21 protein-coding genes and 5 tRNA genes are annotated in these 24,838 nt (G+C 58.7%); 9 read left to right on the plus strand and 17 right to left on the minus strand.

What is annotated here, in order from left to right; genetic code table 11:
* The first annotated feature begins 26 nt into the window (after window positions 1–26).
* From denD to ACI7MX_RS00090, 6 genes are all read left to right on the plus strand, one after another.
* On the plus strand, window positions 27–1,010 hold the full coding sequence (denD, locus tag ACI7MX_RS00065; protein WP_405586482.1) for a D-erythronate dehydrogenase: 984 nt from the start codon (window positions 27–29) through the stop codon (window positions 1,008–1,010).
* 188 nt (window positions 1,011–1,198) lie between these two features.
* Entirely contained in the window at window positions 1,199–2,572 is a 1,374-nt protein-coding gene (locus ACI7MX_RS00070; protein ID WP_314487036.1) for an MFS transporter, read from the plus strand.
* A complete protein-coding gene (locus tag ACI7MX_RS00075) occupies window positions 2,569–3,453 on the plus strand; it encodes an NAD(P)-dependent oxidoreductase (RefSeq protein ID WP_405586478.1) in 885 nt (294 codons plus the stop codon). Before ACI7MX_RS00070 ends, ACI7MX_RS00075 begins: the two co-directional genes overlap by 4 nt.
* Window positions 3,454–3,469: 16 nt before the next feature.
* Window positions 3,470–5,254, plus strand: coding sequence for an IlvD/Edd family dehydratase (locus tag ACI7MX_RS00080; RefSeq protein WP_339407414.1), 1,785 nt, complete (start codon window positions 3,470–3,472; stop codon window positions 5,252–5,254).
* Between the two features lie 89 nt (window positions 5,255–5,343).
* Window positions 5,344–6,525: a fumarylacetoacetate hydrolase family protein gene (locus tag ACI7MX_RS00085; protein ID WP_314487026.1), complete on the plus strand. Its 1,182-nt coding sequence runs from the start codon at window positions 5,344–5,346 to the stop codon at window positions 6,523–6,525.
* A gap of 148 nt (window positions 6,526–6,673) precedes the next feature.
* Window positions 6,674–7,915 (plus strand): zinc-dependent alcohol dehydrogenase, encoded by a 1,242-nt coding sequence (locus ACI7MX_RS00090; protein ID WP_314487022.1) that lies wholly within the window; start codon window positions 6,674–6,676, stop codon window positions 7,913–7,915.
* Between the two features lie 139 nt (window positions 7,916–8,054).
* Here the strand turns inward: ACI7MX_RS00090 and ACI7MX_RS00095 are convergent, their stop codons facing one another.
* The 9 genes from ACI7MX_RS00095 to ACI7MX_RS00135 form a co-directional block, all read right to left on the minus strand.
* Window positions 8,055–8,219: a hypothetical protein gene (locus ACI7MX_RS00095; RefSeq protein WP_314487019.1), complete on the minus strand. Its 165-nt coding sequence runs from the start codon at window positions 8,217–8,219 to the stop codon at window positions 8,055–8,057.
* 302 nt (window positions 8,220–8,521) lie between these two features.
* Window positions 8,522–10,171: a dipeptide ABC transporter ATP-binding protein gene (locus ACI7MX_RS00100; protein WP_405586473.1), complete on the minus strand. Its 1,650-nt coding sequence runs from the start codon at window positions 10,169–10,171 to the stop codon at window positions 8,522–8,524.
* Complete coding sequence (locus ACI7MX_RS00105; RefSeq protein WP_405586470.1) at window positions 10,168–11,061, minus strand: ABC transporter permease; 894 nt, start codon at window positions 11,059–11,061, stop codon at window positions 10,168–10,170. Before ACI7MX_RS00105 ends, ACI7MX_RS00100 begins: the two co-directional genes overlap by 4 nt.
* A gap of 24 nt (window positions 11,062–11,085) precedes the next feature.
* Complete coding sequence (locus tag ACI7MX_RS00110) at window positions 11,086–12,327, minus strand: acyl-CoA dehydrogenase family protein (RefSeq protein WP_405586467.1); 1,242 nt, start codon at window positions 12,325–12,327, stop codon at window positions 11,086–11,088.
* Between the two features lie 25 nt (window positions 12,328–12,352).
* Entirely contained in the window at window positions 12,353–13,285 is a 933-nt protein-coding gene (locus ACI7MX_RS00115) for an ABC transporter permease (protein WP_405586464.1), read from the minus strand.
* Window positions 13,282–14,979, minus strand: coding sequence for an ABC transporter substrate-binding protein (locus ACI7MX_RS00120; RefSeq protein ID WP_405586461.1), 1,698 nt, complete (start codon window positions 14,977–14,979; stop codon window positions 13,282–13,284). The genes ACI7MX_RS00115 and ACI7MX_RS00120 overlap by 4 nt, the downstream gene beginning before the upstream one ends.
* Before the next feature lie 27 nt (window positions 14,980–15,006).
* Window positions 15,007–17,145: a TonB-dependent receptor family protein gene (locus tag ACI7MX_RS00125; RefSeq protein ID WP_405586458.1), complete on the minus strand. Its 2,139-nt coding sequence runs from the start codon at window positions 17,143–17,145 to the stop codon at window positions 15,007–15,009.
* 287 nt (window positions 17,146–17,432) lie between these two features.
* Window positions 17,433–18,122 carry a carboxymuconolactone decarboxylase family protein gene (locus tag ACI7MX_RS00130; protein WP_405586518.1) on the minus strand — a complete coding sequence of 230 codons (690 nt, stop codon included), beginning with the start codon at window positions 18,120–18,122 and terminating at the stop codon, window positions 17,433–17,435.
* 354 nt (window positions 18,123–18,476) lie between these two features.
* Window positions 18,477–18,553: transfer RNA gene (locus ACI7MX_RS00135), tRNA-Arg, on the minus strand.
* 316 nt (window positions 18,554–18,869) lie between these two features.
* On the opposite strand from ACI7MX_RS00135, the gene ACI7MX_RS00140 reads away from it, so the two are divergent.
* Together ACI7MX_RS00140 and ACI7MX_RS00145 are read left to right on the plus strand one after the other, a co-directional pair.
* Window positions 18,870–19,109: a hypothetical protein gene (locus ACI7MX_RS00140; protein WP_314486932.1), complete on the plus strand. Its 240-nt coding sequence runs from the start codon at window positions 18,870–18,872 to the stop codon at window positions 19,107–19,109.
* Between the two features lie 17 nt (window positions 19,110–19,126).
* Window positions 19,127–19,303, plus strand: a complete 177-nt coding sequence (locus ACI7MX_RS00145) for a PA3371 family protein (RefSeq protein ID WP_314486929.1) — start codon at window positions 19,127–19,129, stop codon at window positions 19,301–19,303.
* Here the strand turns inward: ACI7MX_RS00145 and phnN are convergent.
* The gene (phnN, locus tag ACI7MX_RS00150; protein WP_405586455.1) at window positions 19,295–19,867 is read right to left on the minus strand and encodes a phosphonate metabolism protein/1,5-bisphosphokinase (PRPP-forming) PhnN; all 573 of its coding nucleotides are present in this window, start codon (window positions 19,865–19,867) and stop codon (window positions 19,295–19,297) included. The two genes, ACI7MX_RS00145 and phnN, sit on opposite strands and share 9 nt — an antisense overlap.
* A 368-nt stretch (window positions 19,868–20,235) precedes the next feature.
* Between phnN and ACI7MX_RS00155 the strand changes: the two genes are divergently transcribed.
* The gene (locus ACI7MX_RS00155) at window positions 20,236–20,562 is read left to right on the plus strand and encodes an Arc family DNA-binding protein (protein WP_153382837.1); all 327 of its coding nucleotides are present in this window, start codon (window positions 20,236–20,238) and stop codon (window positions 20,560–20,562) included.
* Between the two features lie 68 nt (window positions 20,563–20,630).
* On the opposite strand, the gene mgtE is transcribed toward ACI7MX_RS00155, so the two are convergent.
* The 7 genes from mgtE to ACI7MX_RS00190 form a co-directional block, all read right to left on the minus strand.
* A complete protein-coding gene (gene mgtE / locus ACI7MX_RS00160) occupies window positions 20,631–22,073 on the minus strand; it encodes a magnesium transporter (protein ID WP_405586451.1) in 1,443 nt (480 codons plus the stop codon).
* A gap of 474 nt (window positions 22,074–22,547) precedes the next feature.
* Window positions 22,548–22,624 (minus strand) — tRNA-Arg (locus tag ACI7MX_RS00165).
* A gap of 70 nt (window positions 22,625–22,694) precedes the next feature.
* Window positions 22,695–22,771 (minus strand) — tRNA-Arg (locus tag ACI7MX_RS00170).
* 70 nt (window positions 22,772–22,841) lie between these two features.
* A tRNA-Arg gene (locus tag ACI7MX_RS00175) sits at window positions 22,842–22,918 on the minus strand.
* 108 nt (window positions 22,919–23,026) lie between these two features.
* Window positions 23,027–23,117, minus strand: a tRNA-Ser gene (locus ACI7MX_RS00180).
* A gap of 61 nt (window positions 23,118–23,178) precedes the next feature.
* Window positions 23,179–23,367, minus strand: a complete 189-nt coding sequence (gene csrA / locus ACI7MX_RS00185) for a carbon storage regulator CsrA (RefSeq protein ID WP_003175645.1) — start codon at window positions 23,365–23,367, stop codon at window positions 23,179–23,181.
* Between the two features lie 174 nt (window positions 23,368–23,541).
* Window positions 23,542–24,777, minus strand: coding sequence for an aspartate kinase (locus ACI7MX_RS00190; protein ID WP_314487912.1), 1,236 nt, complete (start codon window positions 24,775–24,777; stop codon window positions 23,542–23,544).
* Window positions 24,778–24,838: the final 61 nt, after the last annotated feature.

Raw genomic sequence — 24,838 nt, forward strand, 5'->3', positions numbered from 1 at the left:
CATAACGATAAGAAACAGGAGCATCCATGCGCATTTTGATCACTGGCGGTACCGGCTTTATCGGCAAGCAACTGGCCCAGCGCCTGCTGGATTTGAACACGCTGACCCTGGAAGGTCAGGCGCCCCGCCCAATTGAGCGCATCGTATTGTTTGACGCCTTCGCGGGCGAAGACGTGCCCAACGACCCGCGTATCGAGCTGGTGACCGGCGACGTCGCCGACCCTGACGTCATTGCCCGCGTGACCGATGGCGTGGATGTTGTGTGGCATTTGGCCGCCGTGGTCAGCTCGGCGGCCGAGGCCGATTTTGATCTGGGCATGCAGGTCAATTTGCACGGCCTGATGCTGCTGCTCGAAACCTTGCGCAAACAAGGCAACGCGCCGCGCTTTGTCTACGCCAGCGGCTTTGCCGTGTTTGGCGGCACACTGCCGGACGTGGTCAATGACGACACCGCCCTCACCCCGCAATCGTCTTACGGCATGCAAAAAGCCGTGGGCGAATTACTGGTCGCTGACTATGCACGCAAAGGCTTTGTCGATGGTCGCGTGCTGCGTCTGCCGACCGTGGCGGTACGCCCCGGCAAACCGAACAAAGCCGCTTCGACCTTCTTCAGCTCGATCATTCGCGAACCGCTGACGGGCTTGTCGGCGGTGTGCCCAGTGCGCCCGGACACGCAGGTATACCTCACTTCGCCACGGCGCATCATTGAATCGATGCTGCTGGGCATGACCCTGTCACCGCAGACACTGGGCAGCCAACGGATCATTCCGCTGCCGGGAGTAACCACCACCGTGGCCGACATGGTCTCGGCGCTGCAACGCGTGGCCGGCGATGAGGCGGTCAATCTGATTCGCTGGGAGCCGGACGCGACCATCCAGCGCATCGTTGAAAGCTGGCCGAGCACCGTAGAAGCCCCCCGCGCCCGCGCCCTGGGCTTCACCGCTGACCCCGACTTCGACGCCATCGTGCGCGCCCATATCGAGGACACCGCCCCGCGCCGTAGCAGCTGAGGAGCGCAGCGAGGCTGCGTCCGGTTGCGAAGCAGCCGTAAATTCTGGAAACCAGGTTTTACTGACACTCTGCAGGTCAATGGTTTAGCGACTGCTTCGCAGCCGGACGCAGCCTCGCTGAGCTCGTCAGCTGCTACGAGCAGTATTTGAAGTCCTTACATAACAATAAAAAACTGAGGTCGTGCGACATGACTATCCCGCTCACGGATGTCTCGGACATCGAACAACAAACCATCAAGCGTGTGACCAAACGCCTGATCCCCTTTCTGGTCCTGCTGTTCGTCGTCGCTTTTCTGGACCGCAACAACGTCGGTTTTGCCGCCCTGCGAATGAACGCCGACATCGGTATCAGCCAGACCATTTATGGTTTGGGCGCAGGGATTTTCTTCCTCGGCTATTTCATGTTCGAAGTGCCGAGTAACATCCTGTTGCACCGCTACGGCGCGCGAGTGTGGATCGCACGCATCATGGTGACGTGGGGCATCATCGCCGGGGCCATGGGCTTTTTGCAGACACCGGTGCACTTTATCTCCCTGCGCGTGCTGCTGGGCATTGCCGAGGCCGGGTTCTTCCCGGGGGTCATCTACTTGCTGTCGCTGTGGTTCCCGAGCCGTTACCGCGCCCGCATGATCGCGTCCTTTTACCTCGGTGTACCCATCGCTCAAATCGTTGGCGCGCCGCTGTCGGTGGGCCTGATGGAACTGGGCGACGCGTGGGGCTTTGTCGGCTGGCGCCTGATGTACATCGTCGAAGCGGTGCCTGCGGTCATCCTCGGCGTGGTCTGCTTCTTCTACCTCACCGACCGCCCGGCCGATGCCCATTGGCTGACCGATGAACAACGCCTCTGGCTGATCAACACCCTCGAACAGGAAGAACGCAGCAAGCCGCTGGTGGTGGGTGTGCAGCCGACCAAAGGGCAGATGATCCGCAAGGCCTTGTCCAGCCGCCAAGTGTGGATGCTGGCGCTGGTGTATTTCGGCATTACCTCCGGCTCCAATGCGATGAACTTCTTTATGCCCACCGTGCTGGCCTCGTTCCGGGAGTCGTTCGGTCTGGAAATCGGCCTGATGCAAAACGGCCTGATCACCGCCGTGCCTTACGCGGTCGCGGCCGTGGCGATGATCTGGTGGAGCCGTCGCTCTGATCGCCTGCAAGAGCGCCACTGGCATGCCGGTGGCGCTGCCATGCTGGCGGCTATCGCCATCGCGCTGGCCCTGCTGATCAACCAACCGTGGATCATCGTGCTGGGCTTTATCTTCCTGGCGATGGGCGTTTACAGCGCCATTAACGTGTTCTGGGCGGTGCCCGGCCAAGTGCTGACCGGCGTTGGCGCGGCCGTGGGGATTGGCCTGATCAACTCCATCGGCAACCTCAGCGGGTTTGTCGGTCCGTACCTGACAGGTTTTCTGTTCAACGTGACCGGCAGTTACACGCCGGGCTTTCTGGTGATTGCGGTACTGGTCGGGCTGGGCGGCCTGGGCATGGTCTTGATGCCGCGCAATAAAGTCTCGTCCCTTGATGCAGAACTGCCACCGGCAGTCGTGATTGGAGGTAAAGCATGAACTTGCCCACCGTCGCCTTTATAGGCACTGGGATCATGGGCCAGCCGATGGCCCGCAACCTGCTGCACGCCGGTTTCCCGGTGCGGGCATGGAACCGTTCAGCGGCCAAAGCCCTGGAACTCTCAGCCCACGGCGCCGACGTCGTCAGCAGCCCCGCGCAGGCCGCCACCGGGGCGCAGGTGCTGATTTGCATGCTCAGCGACGGCCCCACCTGCGACGCCGTGTTGTTTGGTGAAGACGGTGCGGCGCTGGCGCTGGCACCGGGTTCGCTGGTGATCGTGATGAGTTCCATCCCGGTCGACACGGCGGTGGAACAGGCGCGATTGTGCGCCGAGCACGGTCTGCGCTACCTCGACGCCCCGGTGTCGGGGGGCGAACGCGGGGCGCGGGACGCCAGCCTGGCGATCATGGTCGGTGGTGAAAATGCGGCCTTCGAACAAGGCCGCGAGGTCTTGAGCGCGATGGGCCGCCCGGTGCATGTCGGCCCGGCGGGCACCGGCGAGCTGGCCAAGCTGGTCAATCAACTGATCGTCGCCAGCACCATCGCCACCGTCGCAGAAGGTCTGTTGCTGGCCGAACGCGGCGGCGCCGACCCGGCCAAAGTCCACGAAGCACTGTTGGGCGGCTTTGTTGATTCGCCGATCTGGCGCCAGCACGGCCAACGCATGCTCAACAATGACTTCACCCCCGGCGGCCCGGCCAAGTGGCAACTCAAAGACACCCGCACCGCCCTCACCCACGCACAAAAACTCGGCCTGTCGCTGCCGGTCGGCAGTCTGGTCGACAGCCTGTTTGCCGCGATGGTCGAGGCCGGTGACGGCGAACTCGATCACGCGGGGCTGATTCGTCAGTTGCGCCGCAACAACCCCTTACCCGAATAATTTGCTGGAGCCTGCCATGACCGATTCAACCCCACGCCGCCTGCGCAGCCAGCTGTGGTTTGACGACCCGAGCCACGCTGACCTTACCGCGCTGTACGTGGAGCGCTACATGAACCAGGGCCTGACCCGGGCCGAACTGCAATCGGGGCGGCCGATTATCGGCATCGCCCAGACCGGCAGCGACCTCACGCCTTGCAACCGCCATCACATCGAGCTGGCCAAACGGGTCAAGGACGGCATTCGCGATGCGGGCGGCATTCCGATGGAGTTTCCAGTGCACCCGATTGCCGAGCAATCACGCCGCCCCACCGCGGCACTGGATCGCAACCTGGCCTATTTAGGTCTGGTTGAGGTGCTGCACGGCTACCCGCTCGACGGCGTGGTACTGACCACCGGCTGCGACAAAACCACCCCGGCCTGTTTGATGGCGGCCGCCACCACCGACCTGCCCTCCATCGTGCTGTCAGGCGGGCCAATGCTCGACGGTTGGCACAAAGGTCAGCGCATCGGCTCCGGCACGGTGCTGTGGCATGCGCGCAACCTGCTCAGTGCAGGCGAGATTGATTACGAAGGCTTTATGACCCTCACCACCGCGTCATCACCGTCAGTGGGCCACTGCAACACCATGGGCACCGCGCTGTCGATGAATGCGCTGGCCGAAGCCCTGGGGATGTCATTGCCCGGTTGCGCCAGCATTCCCGCGCCGTACCGCGAGCGCGGGCAAATGGCGTACGCAACGGGCATGCGGATTGTCGATCTGGTGCGCGAAGACGTGCGCCCGTCGCAGATCATGACCCACGCCGCGTTTGAAAATGCCATCGCTGTGGCCTCGGCACTCGGCGCTTCAACCAATTGCCCACCGCACCTGATCGCCATCGCCCGTCACAGCGGCATCGACCTGTCACTGGAAGACTGGCAGCGTGTCGGCGAGGACGTGCCTCTGCTGGTCAACTGCATGCCGGCCGGTGAATACCTGGGCGAAAGTTTCCACCGCGCAGGCGGCGTACCGGCCGTCATGCACGAGCTGGACAAGGTCGGCTTGCTGCACCGCGACTGCCGCACCGTGAGTGGCCGCAGCATCGGTGAGGTTGTGGCCGACTGCGTGACCGGTGACCGTGACGTTATCCGCCCGTTCGAAGACCCGCTGATGCACCGCGCCGGGTTTATCGTGCTCAGCGGCAACTTCTTCGACAGCGCCATCATGAAAATGTCGGTGGTGGGCGAGGCGTTCCGCAGCACCTACCTCAGCGACCCGCTGCAACCCAACAGCTTTGAAGCGCGGGCGATTGTGTTTGAAGGGCCGGAAGACTATCAAGCGCGCATCAACGACCCGGCGCTGGACATCGACGAGCGTTGCATTCTGGTGATTCGTGGCTGCGGCACGGTGGGTTTCCCAGGCAGCGGCGAGGTGGTCAACATGACCCCGCCCTCGGCCATGATCAAAGCCGGTATCGACTCGCTGCCATGCATGGGCGATGGCCGCCAAAGCGGCACCTCGGCCAGCCCGTCCATTCTCAATATGTCTCCGGAATCGGCGGTCGGCGGCGGCCTGTCACTGCTGCGCACGGGCGACCGCCTGCGGGTGGACCTCAATGCGCGCAGCGTCAACTTGCTGGTGGATGACAGCGTGCTCAATGAGCGCCGCCAGGAACCGCTGCCGCCGCTGGCACCGTCGCAAACCCCTTGGCAGGAGTTGTACCGCCAACTGGTCGGCCAACTGTCCACCGGCGGCTGCCTGGAACCGGCGACCCTGTACTGGCGCGTGATCCCGGAAAACGGCCCGCCCCGCCACTCTCACTAAGCCATTGAGTCGTCGCTGGCGCAGGGTCATCGCAGCCTCGTACCTCGTCAGCGACGACGGGAAATGAATCGGTAAAAAGGATCGTCTCTATGCAAACGCTAACGTTGAACGCTGAAAACTCCCTGCCCCACGACTGGCAGCGCGCCACACTGGTGGGTCGCGTCTGGCTGCCGGGCGAGAACGGTGGCCCGGCCGTGGTGGTGATTCGCGACGCCGAGGTGATCGATTGCACCGCTCACTTTGCGACCCTGAGCCTGTTGCTCGACAGCGACAACCCGCTGCAAGCCGTGCGCGAAATTCGGGGTTCTTCACTGGGATCGATCCACGCGCTGCTGGCCAACAGTGGCGAACAGCGCGATTTGAATAAACCTTTCCTGCTGGCCCCCGCCGACCTGCACGTGATCAAGGCGGCAGGGGTGACGTTTGCCGCCAGCATGATCGAACGGGTCATTGAAGAAAAAGCCGGCGGCGATGCCCTACGCGCTCAAGAAATCCGCGCACTGGTGCAGGACGTGATTGGCGATAACTTACGCGATCTACGGCCCGGCTCGCCCGAGGCCATGCGCCTTAAGCAGGTGCTGATCGAACAGAACATGTGGTCGCAATACCTCGAAGTCGGCATTGGCCCTGATGCAGAAATTTTCACCAAGGCGCCCATCCTCGCTGCGGTGGGAAGCGGCAACGCCATTGGCGTTCACCCCGGTTCAAGCTGGAACAACCCCGAGCCTGAGGTGGTGTTGGCCGTGGACAGTCAGGGACGAATCCACGGTGCAACTTTGGGTAATGACGTCAACCTGCGCGACTTTGAAGGGCGCAGCGCCCTGCTGCTGAGCAAGGCTAAGGACAACAACGCATCCTGCGCGCTAGGGCCGTTTATTCGTTTGTTTGACGAACATTTCAACCTCGACCATGTGCGTCAGTGCGAAGTGACCCTGCGGGTGGAGGGGGTGGACGGCTATGTGCTGAACGGCAAAAGCTCGATGAACCAGATCAGCCGCGACCCGGCGGATCTGGCGCAGCAGACCCTCAATGAAAATCACCAGTACCCGGACGGCTTTGTGCTGTTTCTCGGCACCCTGTTCGCCCCCACAGACGACCGCGATCAGCCGGGGCAAGGGTTCACCCACAAGGCCGATGATGTGGTGAGCATTTCATCGCCCACCTTGGGCGCCTTGCACAACCGGGTGACAGGCAGCGATCAGGCGCCGCAATGGGCGTTTGGGGTGGGCGCGCTGATGAAGAATCTGGCAGTGCGCGGGCTGCTGGCTTAGGGCCTTGCAGGATGTCAGGCGCAAGGCCCTCTGTGGGCCGTGCGCCTGACACGACCACTGGTCACACGAGCGTTCAAAAAGGTTGAACTTCATCACTTAAACCTCTCTCTGCTGTTAACACAGGCCAATCAGTCAGAGGAGTACACGCATGAGAGCACTCACTTACCACGGCGCTCATAACGTCAAAGTCGATACCGTGCCGGACCCGGTCATTGAAGAAAATGACGACCTCATTCTGAGGGTGACTGCCACGGCCATTTGTGGCTCTGACTTGCACCTGTACCGCGGCAAAATCCCCAAGACCGAACACGGTGACATTTTCGGCCATGAATTCATGGGCGTCGTGGAAGAAACCGGCTCGGCCGTGACGGCGGTACAACCCGGTGACCGCGTGGTGATCCCGTTCGTGATTGCGTGCGGCAGCTGCTTTTTCTGCAACCTGGATCTGTTTGCTGCCTGTGAAACCACCAACACTGGCCGTGGCGCAATCATCAACAAAAAAGCCATCCCCTCGGGGGCGGCCTTGTTTGGTTTCAGCCATCTGTATGGCGGAATACCGGGCGGACAAGCCGAATATGTGCGCGTGCCCAAAGCCAACACCGGGCCTTTCAAAGTGCCAGGGACATTGGCTGACGAGAAAGTGTTGTTTCTGTCAGACATTCTGCCCACGGCTTATCAGGCCGTGACCAATGCCGGTATTGGTCAAGGTTCCAGCGTGGCCATTTATGGCGCAGGCCCCGTGGGCTTGATGAGCGCAGCCTGCGCCCGAATGCTGGGTGCCGACCAAATTTTCATGGTTGATCACCATCAGTACCGACTGGACTTCGCGCAAAAAACCTATGGCGTGATCCCCATCAACTTCGATGATGACAACGATCCAGCCGACACCATCATTCGCCAGACCAAAGGCATGCGCGGTGTTGACGGTGTGGTCGATGCGGTGGGGTTTGAGGCCAAAGGCAGCACCACTGAAACGGTACTGGCCACCCTCAAGCTTGAAGGCAGCAGCGGCAAAGCGTTGCGACAGTGCATTGCCGCGGTTCGTCGTGGCGGCGTGGTGAGCGTGCCTGGGGTCTATTCCGGATTCATTCACGGCTTCATGTTTGGCGATGCGTTCGACAAGGGGCTGACGTTCAAAATGGGCCAGACCCATGTGCAGCGTTTTCTGCCAGAGCTTTTGGGCCATATCGAGACCGGTCGTCTTGCCCCCGAAGTGATCATTAGCCACCGCATGAACCTGGAACAGGCCGCCGAAGGCTATAAGATGTTTGATAAAAAAGAAGATCAATGCCGCAAGGTTATTCTGACGCCAGGTAATAACAAGACGGGTATTACAGAGCCTTTGGTTGAACCCGAGGGCGCTTTTAATCCACGGCCTTTGGCAGAATAAACAACCTATCGGCGAACTGTGGGAGACTGCCGTTCGCCGGTTATACCGTTATCCCAGCCTGCTTATTTCTTTTATACACGTACTTATATAACCGACATAAATAACCCCGGCCGGAGCCGGGGTTATTTACTTTCACAATTTACTTCTTGCCAGCATGACTTTTGTCATCGGCCTTTTTCCCTGTGTCGTGCGCTTTGTCTTTATCGTGGGCACCTTGGGTGGTTTTTTTATCGTCCGAATGTGCGCCTTTTTTATCCGTGGCTTTATCGGAAGAATGGTCTGATTTATTTCCGCCAGTCGTCATTTTGTATACCTTCCTGTGGTTAACGTTTACGAACTCCAGGGCTCGTATCATTCCGATACTTCGCTGCTCAGAAAGTTTTAAACAGTATTGTTTATCGGACGAGCGGATGAAAACATTATTAAGTCGACCGATGACCAGTCCCCTCTCCCCTGCAACAGCTGGATAAGTTCACGATATAAACAGGGAGAGGGCTAGGGTGAGGGAAAAGTTTTATTCGATTTGAACGGTGTACATATCCATTCGGCCTCCCGCAGGGCGGCAGTTCAAATCAAAAACCAGATCAAAACGGGGCGAAGGCCGGATCAAATCGCCAACTTAAGAAAATCAAAGGCCACCCGCCGGCCACTCTCCAAATGCGGTATCGCGTCCAGCAAGGCCACCGTATAGGGATGCTGCGGATGATCAAACACCTCGCGCACCGGGCCACTTTCCACCGCCACGCCGTCTTTCATGACCAGCACGTCGTCGCTCACGTGGTTGATCACGCCCAGGTCGTGGGAGATAAACAAGCACGCCAGCCCCAGTCGCCGCTTGAGGTCGTCCAGCAGTTCAAGAATCTGCGCTTGTACCGAAACGTCCAGCGCGGACACCGGTTCATCACACACCAGAATCTTCGGTTCCGCCGCCAACGCACGGGCTATCGCAATGCGCTGGCGCTGGCCGCCCGAGAGTTCGATGGGACGGCGCTCCAGCAGGTTGGCATCGAGGTGCACCAGCCTGAGCAGTTCTTCTGCACGTCGTGGCCATTCGCCGCGCTGATTCCCGGCTACCTGTAAGGCTTCAAACAGCACCTTGCGCACGCTGTAACGCGGGTCAAAGGAGCTGAGCGGGTCCTGAAACACCACTTGGATGCTGCGCCGCACTTGACGTTTTTGCGCCGCAGACAAGGTTAGCCAAGGCTGGCCATTGATCTGAATGTCGCCACTGTCGGGTGTTTCCAAGCCGAGGATCATGCGCGTCAAGGTGGTTTTACCGGAGCCGGATTCGCCCACGATGCCCAGGGTCTTGCCACGGCGCAGTTGCAAAGACACTTGATTGACCACTGTGCGCCGTTGCCCGTCAGGGCCTTTGAAGGCTTTACTCAGCGCGTTCACGTGCAGCAGCGGCGCCTCTTGCTGGGTCGGCACAAAGGCCAAGGGTGGCCGCGCAGCCCCCGGCGTGCGGCGAAAGTGCACCGCCCTGCCCGCGTGCAACAGGTATTGGGTATAGGGATGTTGCGGGTCGTGCAGCACTTGGTCGACGCTGCCTTGTTCGACGATCACACCGTTGTGCAGAACAGCCACCCTATTGGCCAGACGCGAGACCACGGCCAAATCATGGCTGACGATCAGCATCGCGGTGCTGTCGCCCCGCAGTGATTCAAGCAAGGTCAGTACTTGCGCTTGCACCGTGGTGTCGAGCGCGGTGGTCGGTTCGTCAGCGATCAGCAAGCGCGGGTTGCAGGCAATCGCCGAGGCGATCAAGGCCCGTTGGCGCAAACCGCCCGAGAGTTGATGCGGGTATTGACGGGCGCGCAACGCGGGCTCCGGCACACCCACGGCGCGCAGCAGTTCAATCACCTTCGCCTCGCGCTGCGCCCGATTCAGCTCGGTATGCAAGAGCAGAGGCTCGACAATTTCCTTGCCGACCGGGCGCAAGGGGTCGAGCGACCCCAGTGCGTCCTGCATCACAAAGCCTATCTGCGCGCCACGCACCTGACGCCAGCTGCGTTCATCGAACTGGCGCAGATCGCGCCCGGCAAACGCCAGTCGCCGGGCCTGAATGATGGCGTTCGCACCGGTCAGCCCCGCCAGGGTGCGCGAGGTCACGCTTTTGCCCGAGCCGGACTCGCCCACCAGCGCCAGGCATTCTCCCGCCTGTAGCTCAAAACTGATGCCTTTGAGGGTCGGTGCAGCCTGTGCACCAAAGCGAACGTGCAGGTCTTGCACCTCGATCAGGGGGACGTTAATCATGGGCGTTTTCCTTCGCTGCGGCGCAACAGCTCACGGCCGATCGCGCTGATTGAAACCACGGTCAAGGTGATGGCTAACGCGGGCCATGCCACGAGCCACCCGGCGTTCGCCAAATAGTTGCGGCCCATCGCGAGCATGCCGCCCCACTCCGGCGCTGGCGGCGGCGCGCCAAAGCCCAGAAAACTCAGCGCGGCACCGTTGACGATGTTGCCGCCAATGCCGATGGTGGCCAAAATCAGCACCGGTTTGATCGCATTGGGCAGGATGTGCCGAACAATCACTGCCGCTCGGCTCAAGCCCAAGGTAGTGGCCGCTTCAACATACCCGGCACTGCGTACCCCCAAGGTTTGCGCACGCACCAGACGGGCGTAACGCGGCACGCTGGCGATGCCCACGGCCAGGATCAAGTTGAGCTGGCCTTGGCCGAAGAAGGTGATGATCACCAGTGCCAGTAACAGATCAGGAAACGCCAGCAACACATCCACCGTGCGCATGACGGCGCCGTCCAGCCAGCGCGGCCCCAACCCCGCCGCCAACCCGAACACGGTGCCCACCAGCAGACCGATGGCCGTGGCGCTCACGCCCAGCACCAGTGACGGGCGCACCGCGTACACCAGCCGGGTAAGGATGTCTCGACCATTTTCGTCAGTGCCCAGCCAATACAGGCTGTCTGGGGCACGAAAGGCCTCTCGGGCGCTGGCCTGCAGTGGATCGCCGCTCACCAGCAAAGCGGGCTGGAACGCGGCAATCAGCAAAAACAGTACGAACACTGCGGCCAACGCCAGCCCCGGACGCACCGTCCAGCGCCGTGAGCGCACCCCGTGGGCCGCGAACACGGGCGCGACGTCGATCAGGCCAAAGCGTGCGGTGTGATTGACGGGCGGATTCATGGCTACGACTCCTGAGGGGTGGGATCAAACCGCACTGGCTTCATCACGGGTGGCAGCGTTTGCGCCGTCTTGCTCATGCAGTGCACGCCACGCAGCGCCGGGGCTGATGCCGTTGAGGTAGTAATTGCCCAGCGCCCGCTCGCGGTAGATCGCCGGGTTGTGCGAGGCCAGTGTGCGGGCATTGCGCCAATGGCGATCAAGGCGCCGCGCCTGACTGGTGGCAGAAGCACCGCCCACCTCGAACAGCAGCGTGGTGGCTTCCAGCACCTGTTCAAGCACCACTTGCTGGGCCTGGAAGGTACGGATGTCGGCTTCAACGTAATCCGCCTCCTCTGCACGGCCCTCAAGTTCGCGCTGGTGGACGGCCTCAAGCACTTCGGCAGTCGCCAGCACCAGTGTTTCGCTGGCGTAGGCCAGGCTCGACAGGCGACCGATGACCCGTTGCACCAGCGGGTCATTCTTGGGGCTGGATTGACCCGGCACGCCGAAGGCGCGGGTGCGTCCTTGCACAAACGCAGTGGCGTCGCGCAGGGCCGCACGGGCGATACCGGCCAGCGTGGCGAGGTGGAACAGTTGGTAGAACGATGAAAGATACGATTCGGCCCGCAGTTCACCCGGTTTGAAACGCCGCAGGATGTGCGCGTGCGGTACGTCTACCTGATCAAAACGGGTGGTGCCGCTGCCGCTCAGGCGCTGGCCAAAACCGTCCCAGTCGTCTTCGCGGGTGACGCCGGGGGCGTCCACTGCCACGACCACGCTGACAAAGTCCTCGTCGTGCATGGCCACCGCGGCCACCCAATCGGCATAAATGGTGCCCGTGCAGTAATACTTTTCACCGTTCAAACGCCAACCATTGCCCTGCGCGTGAAGACTGACCGAGTTGGTACTGCTGTCGCTGCGTTCCGCCATCGCCGCGCCCCACAATTGCCCTGCCGCCACTTTGGCAAACCAGTAATCCTGCGAGGCCGCATCTCGGCTGGACAAGCGTCCTTCGACAAAGCCGAAGTGCGCCCGCACGATCTGCGGCAGGTTTGAGTCGGCTTCAGCCAGATCAATCAACAGGCCAAACAGCACCGGCAGGCTGACACCGGCACCGCCGTGCGCCTGGGGCACACGCAGGGCGCTGAAGCCGCTGGTGCGTAATGCGTTGACCGCCTCGAAGGCCAATTGGCGATGCTGTTCACGCTCGACGGCGCCCGCGCCGATCTGCTCGAACAGCGGCTGGAAACGCGCCTTGAGCGCGCGGTATGAAGTGAGATCAGTCATGGCAGTTCCTTGCTTGGGAGTGGCATCACACGGCGGTGGCTCGCGGGTCCACCCAATGGTTGATCAGGTCGACGAACAGGTTCACGACCGCGTAAATGGTTGCCGCCAGCAAGGTGATTCCCAGCAGCAGCGGCACATCCTTGGACACGGCCGAGTCAAGCATCAGACGGCCAATACCCTGACGGGAAAACAACAATTCGATCACCACGGCACCGCCCAGCAAGCTGGCGAATACGAAGCCGGACAACGTGACCAACGGCACCAGCGCATGGCGCAACGCGTGCTTGAGGCGCACGCCGGTTTCGGACATGCCACGCGCACGCGCCATTGCGATAAAGGGTTGTTCGAGGATATCTTCAAGGGCCTGGCGCAGCACTTGGCTCAACACGGCCGCCACCGGCAAGGCCAGCGCCACACTGGGCAGGATCAACGCCTGCCAGCCGTGGGAGCCGGACGGCGGCAACAGGTGCCAGCCGAAGGCAAATACCAATAGCAGTCCCAGCCCGATCACAAAGGACGGCGCCGAGGCCACCACCAGTTCGGTGCCCGACACCAGCGAGCGAATCCACGGCGCCCGATGGGCACTCAGCACCGCGACCAGCACGGCCAGCAGCACAGCCAAGGCTGCGGCGCTGAGCGACAGTTGCACAGTGGCGCCCAATTGCCCGGCAATCACTGTGCCGACCGGCGTGCCCAGACGGTAGGAATCGCCTAAATCACCCTTAACCAAGCGCCCCAAATAATGGCCGTATTGCACGACCAGCGATTGGTCCAGGCCATATTCGGCGCGCACCTTAGCAATCAGTTCAGCCGTGGGCATAGCACCGGGGCCGCCGAGGATGGCCAGCGCCGGGTCGCCGGCACTCAGGCTCATGGCTAAAAACGTGAGGGTGGCAGCGCCCCATAACACCCCAATGCCGGACAACACCCGACGCACAAGCAAGCGCAACAGATTCATGGGGCCTCCTGATCGAGCCAGACCGTGGTGAACACCGGGGTGTTGTGCGAAGTATCAAAGATCAATCCCTTGACCGCTTTGCGGTAGGCCACCAGCACATAACTCTCGAACACCGGCACCGCTGGGACGTTCTCCACCAGTTGCTGCTGGGCAATCCGATACAGGTGGGTCAGCGCTACCGGGTCGCTGGTCTGGCGCGCCGCCGTCAAGGCCGCGTCCAGCGTGGCATCTCGAAAACCACCGACGTTTTGCCCGATAAACGTGGGGGTACTGACAGCATTGCTGTGGTAAAGGATGTAAAGCCCGTCCGGGGTGTTGGTGTGCCAATAACCACCGCCCAAGAGCTGGAAATTACCGGCGTATCGCCGTTCAGTCAGCTGTGCCAGTGGCAACATGTCAATGGTCAGTTCGAAGCCGACTTTTTTCAGGTCGGCCTGTATGGCCACCGCCACGCTGCTGGGATAAGCACCGGACTCATAAGTCGCCAACCGCGCCGCCAGACGCTGGCCGTCCTTGATCCGATAACCTTCGCCATCACGCTGCTGCCAACCGGCGCTGTCGAGCAGACGATTGGCTTCCCTCACGTCGTAGGCCAGTACGTCTTTGAAGTCCGGGGTGTAGTAACGGGTGTTGGCGGCCAGAAAATCGCCTTTGGGCTGGTATTCACCAAACCCGGTGATCCAGGCCAGCCCGTCACGATCAATCGCCTTGGCCACCGCCCGGCGTACCACCACGTCTTGAAACGGAAATTTCTCAACGTTGTACGTCAGGCTGCGAAACGGATTGCCCTTGCGAATGCGGGTGTGCATCTGCAACTGCGGGTTGTTGCGAATGGCCTGCGCATTTTGTGCGGGGGCATCGACGGTAAAATCCGACTGCCCCGATTCCAGGGCGCTAAAGCGGATCATCGGCTCGGGAATAATGCTCACCTCCAGACGATCGAGGTAGGCCTCGCCCTGATGCCGGGTGACCGCAGGCGCCCAGTGATAGCCCTTGCGCTTGACGAAGGTGAGGCCTTGATCGCGAGTGTAACTTTCGAGCACAAACGGCCCCGTACCGATGGCATGCTCGGCAATGGATTTAGGCGCTTGAGTCATCTGGCGCGGCGACAACATGCTCAGGTAAGACTGCGCCAGCACGTCGAGAAAAGGTGAATAGGGTTCGCGCAGATGGGCTTCGAAGGTGTACTCATCGACGATTCGCCCGTCTACATAAGGCGCGATATAGGCAGCTGCCAACGGCGACTTGGTCGCCGGGTCGCGCATTTGTTCAAGGTTGACTTGCACCGCACGAGCGTCGAATTTCTCGCCGTCGCTGAAGGTCACGTCGTCGCGCAAGTGGAAGGTGTAGGTTTTGCCGTCAGGCGAGATGTCCCAGGACTTGGCCAGCCAGGGCGAAATATTCCCGTGCTCGTCCTGGTACACCAGACAGTCGAACAGAATGCGCCCCAGCCACTGCGTGTTGCCGTGTGAAATGGAGTGAACGTCCAGGGTGGTGGTGTCAGACGAGGTCGACAGCCGCAGCGTTCCACCCGGCTTGCCGAGGCTAACTTCGCGATAATCATCAGGCGCGTCGCTGATGCTGGCGGCGTTCGCAACCCCTGCACGGGGCGCTTCGTTGGCCGGTTTACAAGCACCCAGCGCCAGCACACTGGCGAGTGCCGCTAGCTGAGCGAGCCGTGTGATCAGGATCATGTGCGTTCTCCACCCGGGCCGCATGGCTTAGAAGTTGTAAGTAATACCGGTGAAGGCACCAAAGCCGTCGCCCGGATACAGCGCCGCAACGTCCTTGCCCTGCGCGTTGTAGACCGGCGATACGGCGGTGACGTAATCCTTGTCGGTGAGGTTTTTCAGGTCCAGGTACACCTGCCAGGTTTTGCCCGGATCGTCATAGCCCATGCGCGCGCCCCACAAGGTGTAGGACGGTGCGTAGAAGGTGTTGGCGTAATCGACTGCCGTACTCGATACGGAGCGCACGTTGACCCCGGCATAGAAGCCGCTGGCAAACTGGTACTGCAACTCGCCTTGATACACGTGCTTGGGCAAGCCGGGCAGTTCGTTCTTGTTGAACAGCGGGTCGTTTTCGTAATGGAAGTTGTTGAGGGTGTAAGCCTGACGCCACGTCAGGGTGTCGCCATTGCTGCCTTCCCACAGTCGCGTGCTCAAGCCCGCTTCAATGCCCTGGTGAATGGTCGGGGTGGCATTGGAGGTGGAGACCACCGCCGCCGAGGTGGTCGTGGCCGGTAGCACTTCAACGCTCAGCAGCTCGTTTTTAATCCACGATTTATAGAACGCCAGACTGCCATCGAAAATGCCCGACTGACCCTTGATGCCGAATTCCACGGTGTTGGCCGCTTGCGGCACCAGCGGCTTGGCGTAGTTGCTGGTGACCCCGGAACCGGAAATGGACCACGAGCTTGGCGGGTCGATGGAGCGGCTGACGTTACCGAACAACTGCACGTCCGGGGCGATGTAGTAACGCAGGCCAATGCGCGGCGCGAGCTTCCACTCGTCGTAGTCGTAATGGTTGGGCAAGCCGCTGGTGTTGGCGCGGTCGCTGAAGGTCACGTTCACATCGCGTTTGATCTGGATCGCCGAAACACCGGTGGCCAGGTACAGGTTATCGGTCAGGCCCAAGTCATTGCCGAGGCTGAACACGTGGTCGAACGAACCGTCGTACTTGACCTGTTTTTGCAGGATGTCGAGGTCTTTATCGCCCTGATACGTGCGCACTCCGGCACGAACGTGCTCGGTACTGCTCCAGCCTGCCGTGCTGGTGCTGGACAGGCCGAACACTTCGTCATTGCGGGTGTATTTGAGCGAGTAGTTGATGTCACGCCAGTCCCAGTAGTTGGGGTTGACCGTGCTTTTGCGGCTGAGAATCTGCGGGTAATTGTGGTAGACCAGCCCGGCTTCCAGCGTGGCGTCATCGTCAAAGGTGTAGGTGGTTTTGCTGCCCACCCAGGTTGAGCCGGGCTTGGTCGAATCGCCACGGGTGTCGCGGGTCGCAATGTTGGTCTGGCGGGAGTCCTTTTTCAACTGCTCCAGTGTCAGCAAACCGGCGTTTTCGTGATATTCCTCGCGGTAGCGAATGATCAGGCGGGTCTCCAGCTTGGGGTTGAAGCGGTAGCCGAAGTTACCAACCACACCTTGGGCCTTGGCCAAGGTGAAATCCTGATAACCGTCGCGACGTGAGTTATCGACGCTGACAAAATAATCGCCGTCCCCCACTACCCCACCGGTGCTCAGCGTCTGCTTCTGCCAGCCAAAACTGCCGCCTTCAAGCTTGACCCGATTGCCCGGCGCGGTCAGCCCGGACTGGGTGACAAAGTTGATCGCCCCACCCAACGACAAGGCGCCGTACTCAAAAGCATTGGCACCGCGCAGAACTTCGGTGTAGTTCAGGCCTTGGGTATCGAGCAGCTCATAAGGTGTGCCGCCCGCACCGGTCAGCGCGAGCCCGTCGAAGAGAAATTTGGTGCCTTCACGAAAATAACCGGGCGAGGTATTGGCCCCGGAACCGCGGATCGAAATCTTGATCGCGTCGTTACCGCCAGCCGCCTGCGCATAGACACCCGGCTGATAGGCCAATGTATCTTCAAGGGTGGCCGAGCGACCTTTTTCGACTTCAGCCTGAGTCACCAGACTGGTGCCGCCAGCGACTTCGTCGAGCTTGGCCTGAGCGGCCTGCACATCACTCTGTTTGGCGGCTTGCACGGTGACCGTACTTAAGCGCTTTTCGGCATTGGGGTTCACATCATCAGCCGAGACAAAGGGGGCCAAGGTTAATAAAGCGCTGCTGACAGCGAATAAAGATGAATGTCGGAATACTGCCGAAGTTACCAATTGCGCGCGGTTCAAAGTCTTGCTCCCCACCTGAATTAAGAGATAGGCGAGTTTCTATGGGCATAGTCAATCTCACGATGACTGAGCCATTGCAGCGAGCGTGCCAACTGGCCAAGTGCCTGTTTTCAGGAGGGTTAAGGGCAAGTTACAAGACGTGGTTGTGTTGCAATGGCCGTCGAATGTTCAGCCAGTGTTGGCTGAGCAACAGTGCTGAAATGCAAAAAGGCCTCGCCTGATGATTTCAGTACGAGGCCATTGAGGCAGTGCGCAGACTGATGTGAATGTTCATCAACCGTCGACGATTATGGCTGGGTTGTTTTCTCCGACGCCAAGGCTTGAGTCAGTGCTTCATTCGCGCGATCCGCTACAGCCTTATCCACACGCTCGGTGAGCACCCGGGTGACCTGGCGCAATTGTTCAGCCGTCAAACCGACCCGCAGACTGGCCAGCATGTGGGCGTGCAGTTGAGGCTCCGCACCGGGTGTCGCGGCCAAGGCACCTACGGTGGCCAGCTCACGGCTTTGCCAGTCAAGGTTGTCACGCTCAAAAATGTCGCCGAACAAATGGGTTTGCAGGTATTGATTGATGACCGGCGCGAACTCGAACAGCGGCCCCTTCACCACACCACCCGAAATGCGGGTTTGATTGGCAATCCCTGCCTCAAGCAAGGCATCACCTGTGGGGATTTCCCGTACCGGGTCACGCCCCTGTGCGTCCTCGATACCGCGCTGTTTACGCGCCTCCAGCACCTTCATCAGCTCGCCGAGTGCGTTGAGGCTGCGCGGAAACCCCGCATAGGCATACAACTGCACCAGAATTTCATTGGTTTCACTGACGGTCAGCCCCGCATCCAACCCTTGGTTCAAGGCCTGATTAAGCCGTGGAAGGTCACTGGACGCCATAAACGCGGCGATCACAGGAATGGCCAGCTGTTTGTTCGACAGCGTGCCGCTGGCAGACGTTGTACTCATTGAAGTGGAAGATGCCGCCATCAGTGTCAAGGCAACCAGTGGTGCGATAAAAGGTCTCATCAACGCGACTCCTGTCAAAGAACATCCAGCGACTGCGCGGGTGCAATCGCGTACCGCCTCGAATATCGACGCGTGTGCATGACGTATCGCCCTGTCAGCGCGGGATCGCCATAGCGCGATAGCGAACAGTCAGGCTCAGAGCCACCCGGCGGATAGCTGTGCGCTGCAACGTCGCGAAGAACGTTAGACGATAAAGTGGATTGAGAGTAGGCGGGAAAACGACAAGGCCTTATGAAAAAGGCTCATCAATACGGCGAGATTCAAGCAACCTCGTTCACGGCTTAAAGAGGATTAAAACCGGCAAGCGAGAAAATATGGTGTCCCAGGCGGGGTTCGAACCTGCAACCTTCCCCTTAGGAGGGGGATGCTCTATCCAATTGAGCTACTGAGACAAATAACGGCGTGCATGGTAACGGGCATCCCTTAATTTGTCATGTCGTCCTTGGGCTTTTTAACTGTCAGGCGTTGCGCGACAAGGCCACCCCTCCTGTGCATCCTGCAGCCAATATCGATACGGACAATAAATCACACTCCACTCACATCGTGCAATTTGCACTGCAGCCAAATGCCATCATTGCAATTTGCAATCCAAGAGCGCCTAAAACTAACCGTAAGACACTGTATTTAAAGGCTTTTATCGACTTTCAAAGTTGGCACGAAGACTGCTCTATTAACCGTATTCCGTCCATGCCCTCAGAGGTGGCAGCCATGAACAGCACCCTGATTCTATTAAACGCCGTCGCTCTAGTCGTGCTGGTTGTTTTTCACTTTCAACCCGTGACGACCTCGTCCGAGCAGATAGCCGATGTGGCTGGCACTTACGAAAAACCTCTCAAGGTTCTGCCCCAACGCGCAGTGATGTCAGGCAATGCCCACCTATCGCCGCAACTGGCCGCCGAACAGGCGGCTGCCATTCAGAACAGCCAAGATGAGCGCTGGGCCTTTTAAAGAGAGCGTAAATATTCATGTCAAAAATTGCTTGGGGATTGTTGTTAATGGCGTTGCTCAGCCTGGCGTTTGATGTCGTCACTCAGGGCGCGTTTGGCAATGCGCCCTTAATTGCGGCAATCGTATTTTTTGCGAGCTGGCTGGTTGCACGCATTATCGGACACCGGATCAAGTTCGACCCTCAGCTACGCTAACCCTCTTGTGCCCTCATCGATGATGGCCAGAAGTCTTTGCACTGCACTCGACAAGGCTGCCGAGTTATCCAGCAGGTGAATTCGCTCACCGCGCATCGCCTGCGTCGTGTCAAGAAATGAACGATTACGCTCAAGTCGAGCGAGGATTTCTTCTCGCGTCTCCCGACCCCGCGCCAACAGGCGCTGATGCAATACCGGGGTATCAACTCGCAACATAATGGGCAGCAAGTCAGGATAACGTTCCCGCGCACGCTTCAAGTGCCCCCGCGACCCGTTGACCAATACATGGCGACCCGCCCTCAACCACTCATCAAGCTGCACGGGAATGCCGTATTCCAGCCCATTGGCTTGCCAATGCAAGGCAAACGCCCCCTGCGCTTTGAGCATTTGAAAATCATCGAAAGAGACACCGCGCGCCTCCTCCCCTACCGCCTCCCTGGAGCGAGTGATGACACGCTGAATGACTTCACAGCCGCGCCGCGCCAGATAAGGCCGAACCGCGTCAATCAGGCTATCCTTGCCGGAGCCCGAAGGGCCCATCAAATATATCAATTTGCCTGACATGCTTTGGATCTCCGGGGGCTTGACCGCCCGTTAAACTGCGCCCAACTTCTTTCTTTTGATCAGGTAAGGGGCCGGGTACAGGCTTTCAAGCGCTTGATGTCGTGCAGACCTGTTCAAACGGATATTTTTTAAAGAAAAATGAAGAAGTACACCTCAATTCAGCGCATATTTTGATAATGGCTACTGGCATAAAGCCTCTATCCGGTTCAATATTTGTCACAGAATTGACGCCAGGGAAGTGGCTGATATGAGGCATGATGCGCGCCTCTTAACAATTCAGGTTGAACATTTGGTCAAAACGATGGTCATAAGTGCCATCCTGCGGCCAATTCCGAGAACCGCTCCCCTGAACTAACCGGTTAACTATAATGCGCCCATTGAAACAGGCAATTTACTCAAGCCGTACGGCTGACAAGTTCGTCGTACGCCTGCCAGACGGAATGCGCGAGCGTATTGCCGAAGTGGCTCGCGAACATCACCGCAGCATGAACTCAGAAATCATTGCTCGATTGGAGCAAAGTCTTATTCAGGAAGGATCCCTGGGTGATGATCTGAGCATGCGCCTGGACAGCCCAGAGCTTTCCCTGCATGAACGCGAATTGCTGCAACGCTTTCGCCAGCTGTCGCACCGTCAACAAAATGCGCTGGTCTCTCTGATCGCTCACGATGCTGAAGCAGCCTCCAAAGCGTCCTGATCGACCCGCCATAAAAAAAGCCAGCTCAGCTGGCTTTTTTTATGGGCGTCATTTGCGCCTGAAGTGGATCAAAGCAAGAAGATCGTTGCCAACCCAAGGAAGATAAAGAACCCACCACTGTCCGTCATGGCGGTGATCATGACACTGGCACCCATTGCCGGGTCACGCCCCATTTTGGCCAACGTCATGGGGATCAGCACACCCATAAGCGCGGCCAGCAACAGATTGAGGGTCATTGCCGCCGTCATCACTACCCCCAGCGACCAACTGCCATACAACATATAGGCAACTACGCCAATCACACCGCCCCACACCAAACCGTTAATCAGGCCTACGGCCAGTTCCTTGCGCATCAAACGCGAAGTGCTGCCGGTGTTGACCTGATCAAGCGCCATGGCCCGTACGATCATGGTGATGGTCTGGTTACCGGAGTTGCCGCCAATCCCTGCAACAATGGGCATCAGCGCGGCCAGCGCCACCAGCTTTTCAATGGAACCTTCAAACAGCCCGATAACGCGCGAAGCGATAAATGCCGTCACCAGATTGACCGCCAACCAGGCCCAACGGTTACGCAGGGACTTCCAGACTGACGCGAAAATGTCTTCTTCTTCGCGCAAACCCGCCATATTGAGGACTTCGCTTTCGCTTTCCTCACGAATCAGATCGACCATTTCATCGATGGTCAAACGACCGATCAGCTTGCCGTTCTTGTCGACCACGGGTGCCGAGATCAAGTCATAACGCTCGAAGGCTTGCGCAGCATCATAGGCGTCTTCATCTGGCTGGAAACTGACCGGATCGCTGGCCATCACATCGACCACTTGCTTTTCGGGATCATTGACCAACAAACGCTTGATCGGCAGCACGCCCTTGAGCACGCCGTCATAATCGACCACAAACAGTTTATCGGTATGGCCAGGCAACTCTTTAAGCCGGCGCAGGTAGCGCAATACCACTTCAAGGCTGACATCCTCACGGATTGTCACCATCTCGAAGTCCATTAAGGCGCCGACCTGGTTCTCGTTATACGACAGCGCGGAGCGAACACGCTCACGCTGCTGGGCATCGAGGGTCTCCATCAGCTCATGGACAACGTCTCGCGGCAGCTCAGGGGCCAGGTCAGCGAGTTCGTCAGCGTCCATCTCCTTGGCAGCGGCCAGGAGCTCATGATCGTCCATGTCGGCGATCAAGGTTTCACGTACGGAGTCAGACACTTCAAGCAGGATGTCGCCATCACGGTCAGCCTTGACCAGCTGCCAGACCGTTAAACGGTCTTCCAGGGGCAATGCTTCCAGAATGTAGGCAACGTCTGCGGAGTGCAGGTCTTCCAGTTTGCGCTGGAGTTCAACAAGATTTTGCCGATGGACCAGGTTTTCAACCCGGTCATGGTGATGGCCTTCCTGACGGTGAGTCAGGTCTTCGACCACACGCTGGCGATTGAGCAGCTCAATTACTTGAGCAAGACGGCTTTGCAGGCTGTCTTGGGTTTTCTTTACTTCAACTTCGGTCATAGGCGAGCTCCACTCCCAGCAGCAGGGCACGCCGGAAGGATCAATCAGTCAATTCATGATTGGAAAAACAGGATGCTGAGTAACTACTGGGTAAGTCCATGGAGGTATTCCACAAGCCCCGGCGGGGCTGACGGGCGCAATCATACACGGCTTAAAAATTAAAGACGCTAAAAATCTCGGCGATAACAGACGCTTGCGAGGCGTTTTTAGTATTTACCTTGAAAGCTCACTCTGCGACGAACGCCAAGCGGCGTAGAGCACATACCCAAGGACTCTCCAGTGGCCTGCGATACAGGCAACCCATCCTTTATTGACAACGACCCTACGCAAAACACCCACACGAGATAAATGCCCAAGGCATGGTCTCTATCGGACATCGCTCTGGCAGGTTAATTCAGGAGCAGTTGCTGCTCGTGAAGTTTCTTAAATCGCAGACAGCAAAAAGCCCGCACAATGTGCAGGCTTTTTGGTGTTTGGTGCACTCGACAGGATTCGAACCTGTGACCGCTCGGTTCGTAGCCGAGTACTCTATCCAGCTGAGCTACGAGTGCAAGTTGTGTTTGTTAAACCAGACCACCCTGGTTGAAGCAAAGTTAACCGCAGAAGCAACTAACTCTTAATTGGTGCACTCGACAGGATTCGAACCTGTGACCGCTCGGTTCGTAGCCGAGTACTCTATCCAGCTGAGCTACGAGTGCAAGTTGTGTTTGTTAGACCAGACCACCCTGGTTGAAGCAAAGTTAACTACCGAAGCAACTAACTCTTAAATGGTGCACTCGACAGGATTCGAACCTGTGACCGCTCGGTTCGTAGCCGAGTACTCTATCCAGCTGAGCTACGAGTGCATTTGAAGCTGCGTATTATAGACCGTTAAATCTCTCTGCCAAGCTTTTTTTTCAATAATTTCAACAACTTACTGAAACCGGCTAGATTTGAACGTGCTACATAAATAATGGCGGAGAAGGGGGGATTCGAACCCCCGACACCCTTTTGAGATGTACTCCCTTAGCAGGGGAGCGCCTTCGGCCACTCGGCCACCTCTCCGCAACACGGGGCGTATAATAACCAGCCTTTTCCCCGTATGCAACTAAAAACTTAAATAAAATTAGAGACTTGGTTCTTCGTCCTTTTCCTTCTTGATCCTCAGGTAGATTTCCTCACGGTGCACAGCCACTTCCTTGGGGGCATTCACACCAATACGCACTTGGTTTCCTTTAACCCCAAGCACGGTCACCGTAATCTCACCATCGCCTATGATCAGGCTTTCCGCGCACCGGCGAGTCAAAATCAGCATACGTTTCTCCTCACGCTATTCAATTCAGGGACAACAGTCTGCAAAAAAAAGGGGCTTGGGACTACTAGCTAAACAGCTATAGCCCACCGCCCCCAGTATTGACCAGCTTGACGGAGTGCGTTCACGCGGATCAAAAAAACAAAGGGCGCGGATCAACCTCGCCCTTGGCAACTCTTACTCGCCCTGACGGGCAGGTGCATCCAGTTCAAAAGCGGTGTGCAGGGAACGCACGGCCAGCTCCAGATACTTCTCTTCGATCACCACCGACACTTTGATCTCGGACGTCGAGATCATCAGGATGTTGATGTTCTCTTTAGCCAACGATTCAAACATGCGGCTGGCAACACCCGCGTGAGAACGCATGCCCACGCCGACAATCGAGACCTTGGCAATGTTGGTGTCGCCCACCACTTCGCGCGCACCGATCTCTTTAGAGGTGTTTTCAAGCACCTGATAAGCCGCCTGGTAGTCATTGCGGTGCACAGTGAAGGTGAAGTCGGTGGTGTTATCGTGCGCAACGTTCTGCACGATCATGTCGACTTCAATGTTGGCCGCGCTGATAGGCCCGAGAATCTTGAACGCCACGCCCGGGGTGTCTGGCACACCACGGATGGTCAGCTTGGCTTCGTCGCGGTTGAAAGCGATGCCAGAAATGATCGGCTGCTCCATGGATTCCTCTTCATCAATAGTAATGAGGGTGCCCGGCCCCTCTTTGAAGCTGTGCAATACGCGCAGCGGAACGTTGTACTTGCCTGCGAACTCGACAGCGCGAATCTGCAACACCTTGGAGCCAAGGCTGGCCATTTCGAGCATTTCTTCGAAGGTGATCTTTTCGAGACGCTGCGCCTTGGCCACCACACGCGGGTCAGTGGTGTAAACACCATCAACATCGGTGTAGATCTGGCATTCGTCAGCTTTCAAGGCTGCCGCCAAGGCCACACCGGTGGTGTCAGAGCCACCACGCCCCAAGGTTGTGATGTTGCCGTGCTCATCGACCCCCTGGAAACCCGCCACCACGACAACGCGCCCGGCGCTGAGATCGGCGCGGATCTTTTCATCGTCAATCTTCAGGATGCGGGCTTTGGTGTGCGAACTGTCGGTGAGAATACGCACCTGGCTGCCGGTGTAAGACACCGCGGGCACGCCACGCTTGTTCAGTGCCATCGCCAGCAAGCCAATGGTCACCTGCTCGCCTGTGGACACAATCACATCCAGCTCACGGGGCAACGGCTGATCGCTGATCTGTTTGGCCAGTTCGATCAGGCGATTGGTCTCGCCACTCATCGCAGAGAGCACAATCACCAGATCGTTGCCGGCTTCGCGAAACTTCTTAACTTTATCGGCGACCTGCTCGATTCTCTCGACAGTGCCGACCGAGGTGCCTCCAAATTTTTGTACGATCAAAGCCATTTCAAAGCAGCCTCAGCCCATAAAGGGCGCCCATTTATCATTCAAACGACGCGCGGCCACT

This window comes from Pseudomonas sp. 2024-210 (assembly GCF_045062345.1).
Taxonomy (GTDB): Bacteria; Pseudomonadota; Gammaproteobacteria; order Pseudomonadales; family Pseudomonadaceae; genus Aquipseudomonas.

What these genes read in the sequence shown, in the direction of transcription:
- ACI7MX_RS00120 (WP_405586461.1), bottom strand. Translation starts at nt 14,979, where the DNA reads ATGATCCTGATCACACGGCTCGCTCAGCTAGCGGCACTCGCCAGTGTG.
- ACI7MX_RS00190 (WP_314487912.1), bottom strand. Translation starts at nt 24,777, where the DNA reads ATGGCTTTGATCGTACAAAAATTTGGAGGCACCTCGGTCGGCACTGTC.
- ACI7MX_RS00110 (WP_405586467.1), bottom strand. Translation starts at nt 12,327, where the DNA reads ATGACTGATCTCACTTCATACCGCGCGCTCAAGGCGCGTTTCCAGCCG.
- ACI7MX_RS00095 (WP_314487019.1), bottom strand. Translation starts at nt 8,219, where the DNA reads ATGACGACTGGCGGAAATAAATCAGACCATTCTTCCGATAAAGCCACG.
- denD (WP_405586482.1), top strand. Translation starts at nt 27, where the DNA reads ATGCGCATTTTGATCACTGGCGGTACCGGCTTTATCGGCAAGCAACTG.
- ACI7MX_RS00090 (WP_314487022.1), top strand. Translation starts at nt 6,674, where the DNA reads ATGAGAGCACTCACTTACCACGGCGCTCATAACGTCAAAGTCGATACC.
- csrA (WP_003175645.1), bottom strand. Translation starts at nt 23,367, where the DNA reads ATGCTGATTTTGACTCGCCGGTGCGCGGAAAGCCTGATCATAGGCGAT.
- ACI7MX_RS00070 (WP_314487036.1), top strand. Translation starts at nt 1,199, where the DNA reads ATGACTATCCCGCTCACGGATGTCTCGGACATCGAACAACAAACCATC.
- ACI7MX_RS00130 (WP_405586518.1), bottom strand. Translation starts at nt 18,122, where the DNA reads ATGGCGGCATCTTCCACTTCAATGAGTACAACGTCTGCCAGCGGCACG.
- phnN (WP_405586455.1), bottom strand. Translation starts at nt 19,867, where the DNA reads ATGTCAGGCAAATTGATATATTTGATGGGCCCTTCGGGCTCCGGCAAG.
- ACI7MX_RS00155 (WP_153382837.1), top strand. Translation starts at nt 20,236, where the DNA reads ATGCGCCCATTGAAACAGGCAATTTACTCAAGCCGTACGGCTGACAAG.
- ACI7MX_RS00105 (WP_405586470.1), bottom strand. Translation starts at nt 11,061, where the DNA reads ATGAATCCGCCCGTCAATCACACCGCACGCTTTGGCCTGATCGACGTC.
- ACI7MX_RS00075 (WP_405586478.1), top strand. Translation starts at nt 2,569, where the DNA reads ATGAACTTGCCCACCGTCGCCTTTATAGGCACTGGGATCATGGGCCAG.
- ACI7MX_RS00145 (WP_314486929.1), top strand. Translation starts at nt 19,127, where the DNA reads ATGTCAAAAATTGCTTGGGGATTGTTGTTAATGGCGTTGCTCAGCCTG.
- ACI7MX_RS00100 (WP_405586473.1), bottom strand. Translation starts at nt 10,171, where the DNA reads ATGATTAACGTCCCCCTGATCGAGGTGCAAGACCTGCACGTTCGCTTT.
- mgtE (WP_405586451.1), bottom strand. Translation starts at nt 22,073, where the DNA reads ATGACCGAAGTTGAAGTAAAGAAAACCCAAGACAGCCTGCAAAGCCGT.
- ACI7MX_RS00115 (WP_405586464.1), bottom strand. Translation starts at nt 13,285, where the DNA reads ATGAATCTGTTGCGCTTGCTTGTGCGTCGGGTGTTGTCCGGCATTGGG.
- ACI7MX_RS00140 (WP_314486932.1), top strand. Translation starts at nt 18,870, where the DNA reads ATGAACAGCACCCTGATTCTATTAAACGCCGTCGCTCTAGTCGTGCTG.
- ACI7MX_RS00080 (WP_339407414.1), top strand. Translation starts at nt 3,470, where the DNA reads ATGACCGATTCAACCCCACGCCGCCTGCGCAGCCAGCTGTGGTTTGAC.
- ACI7MX_RS00085 (WP_314487026.1), top strand. Translation starts at nt 5,344, where the DNA reads ATGCAAACGCTAACGTTGAACGCTGAAAACTCCCTGCCCCACGACTGG.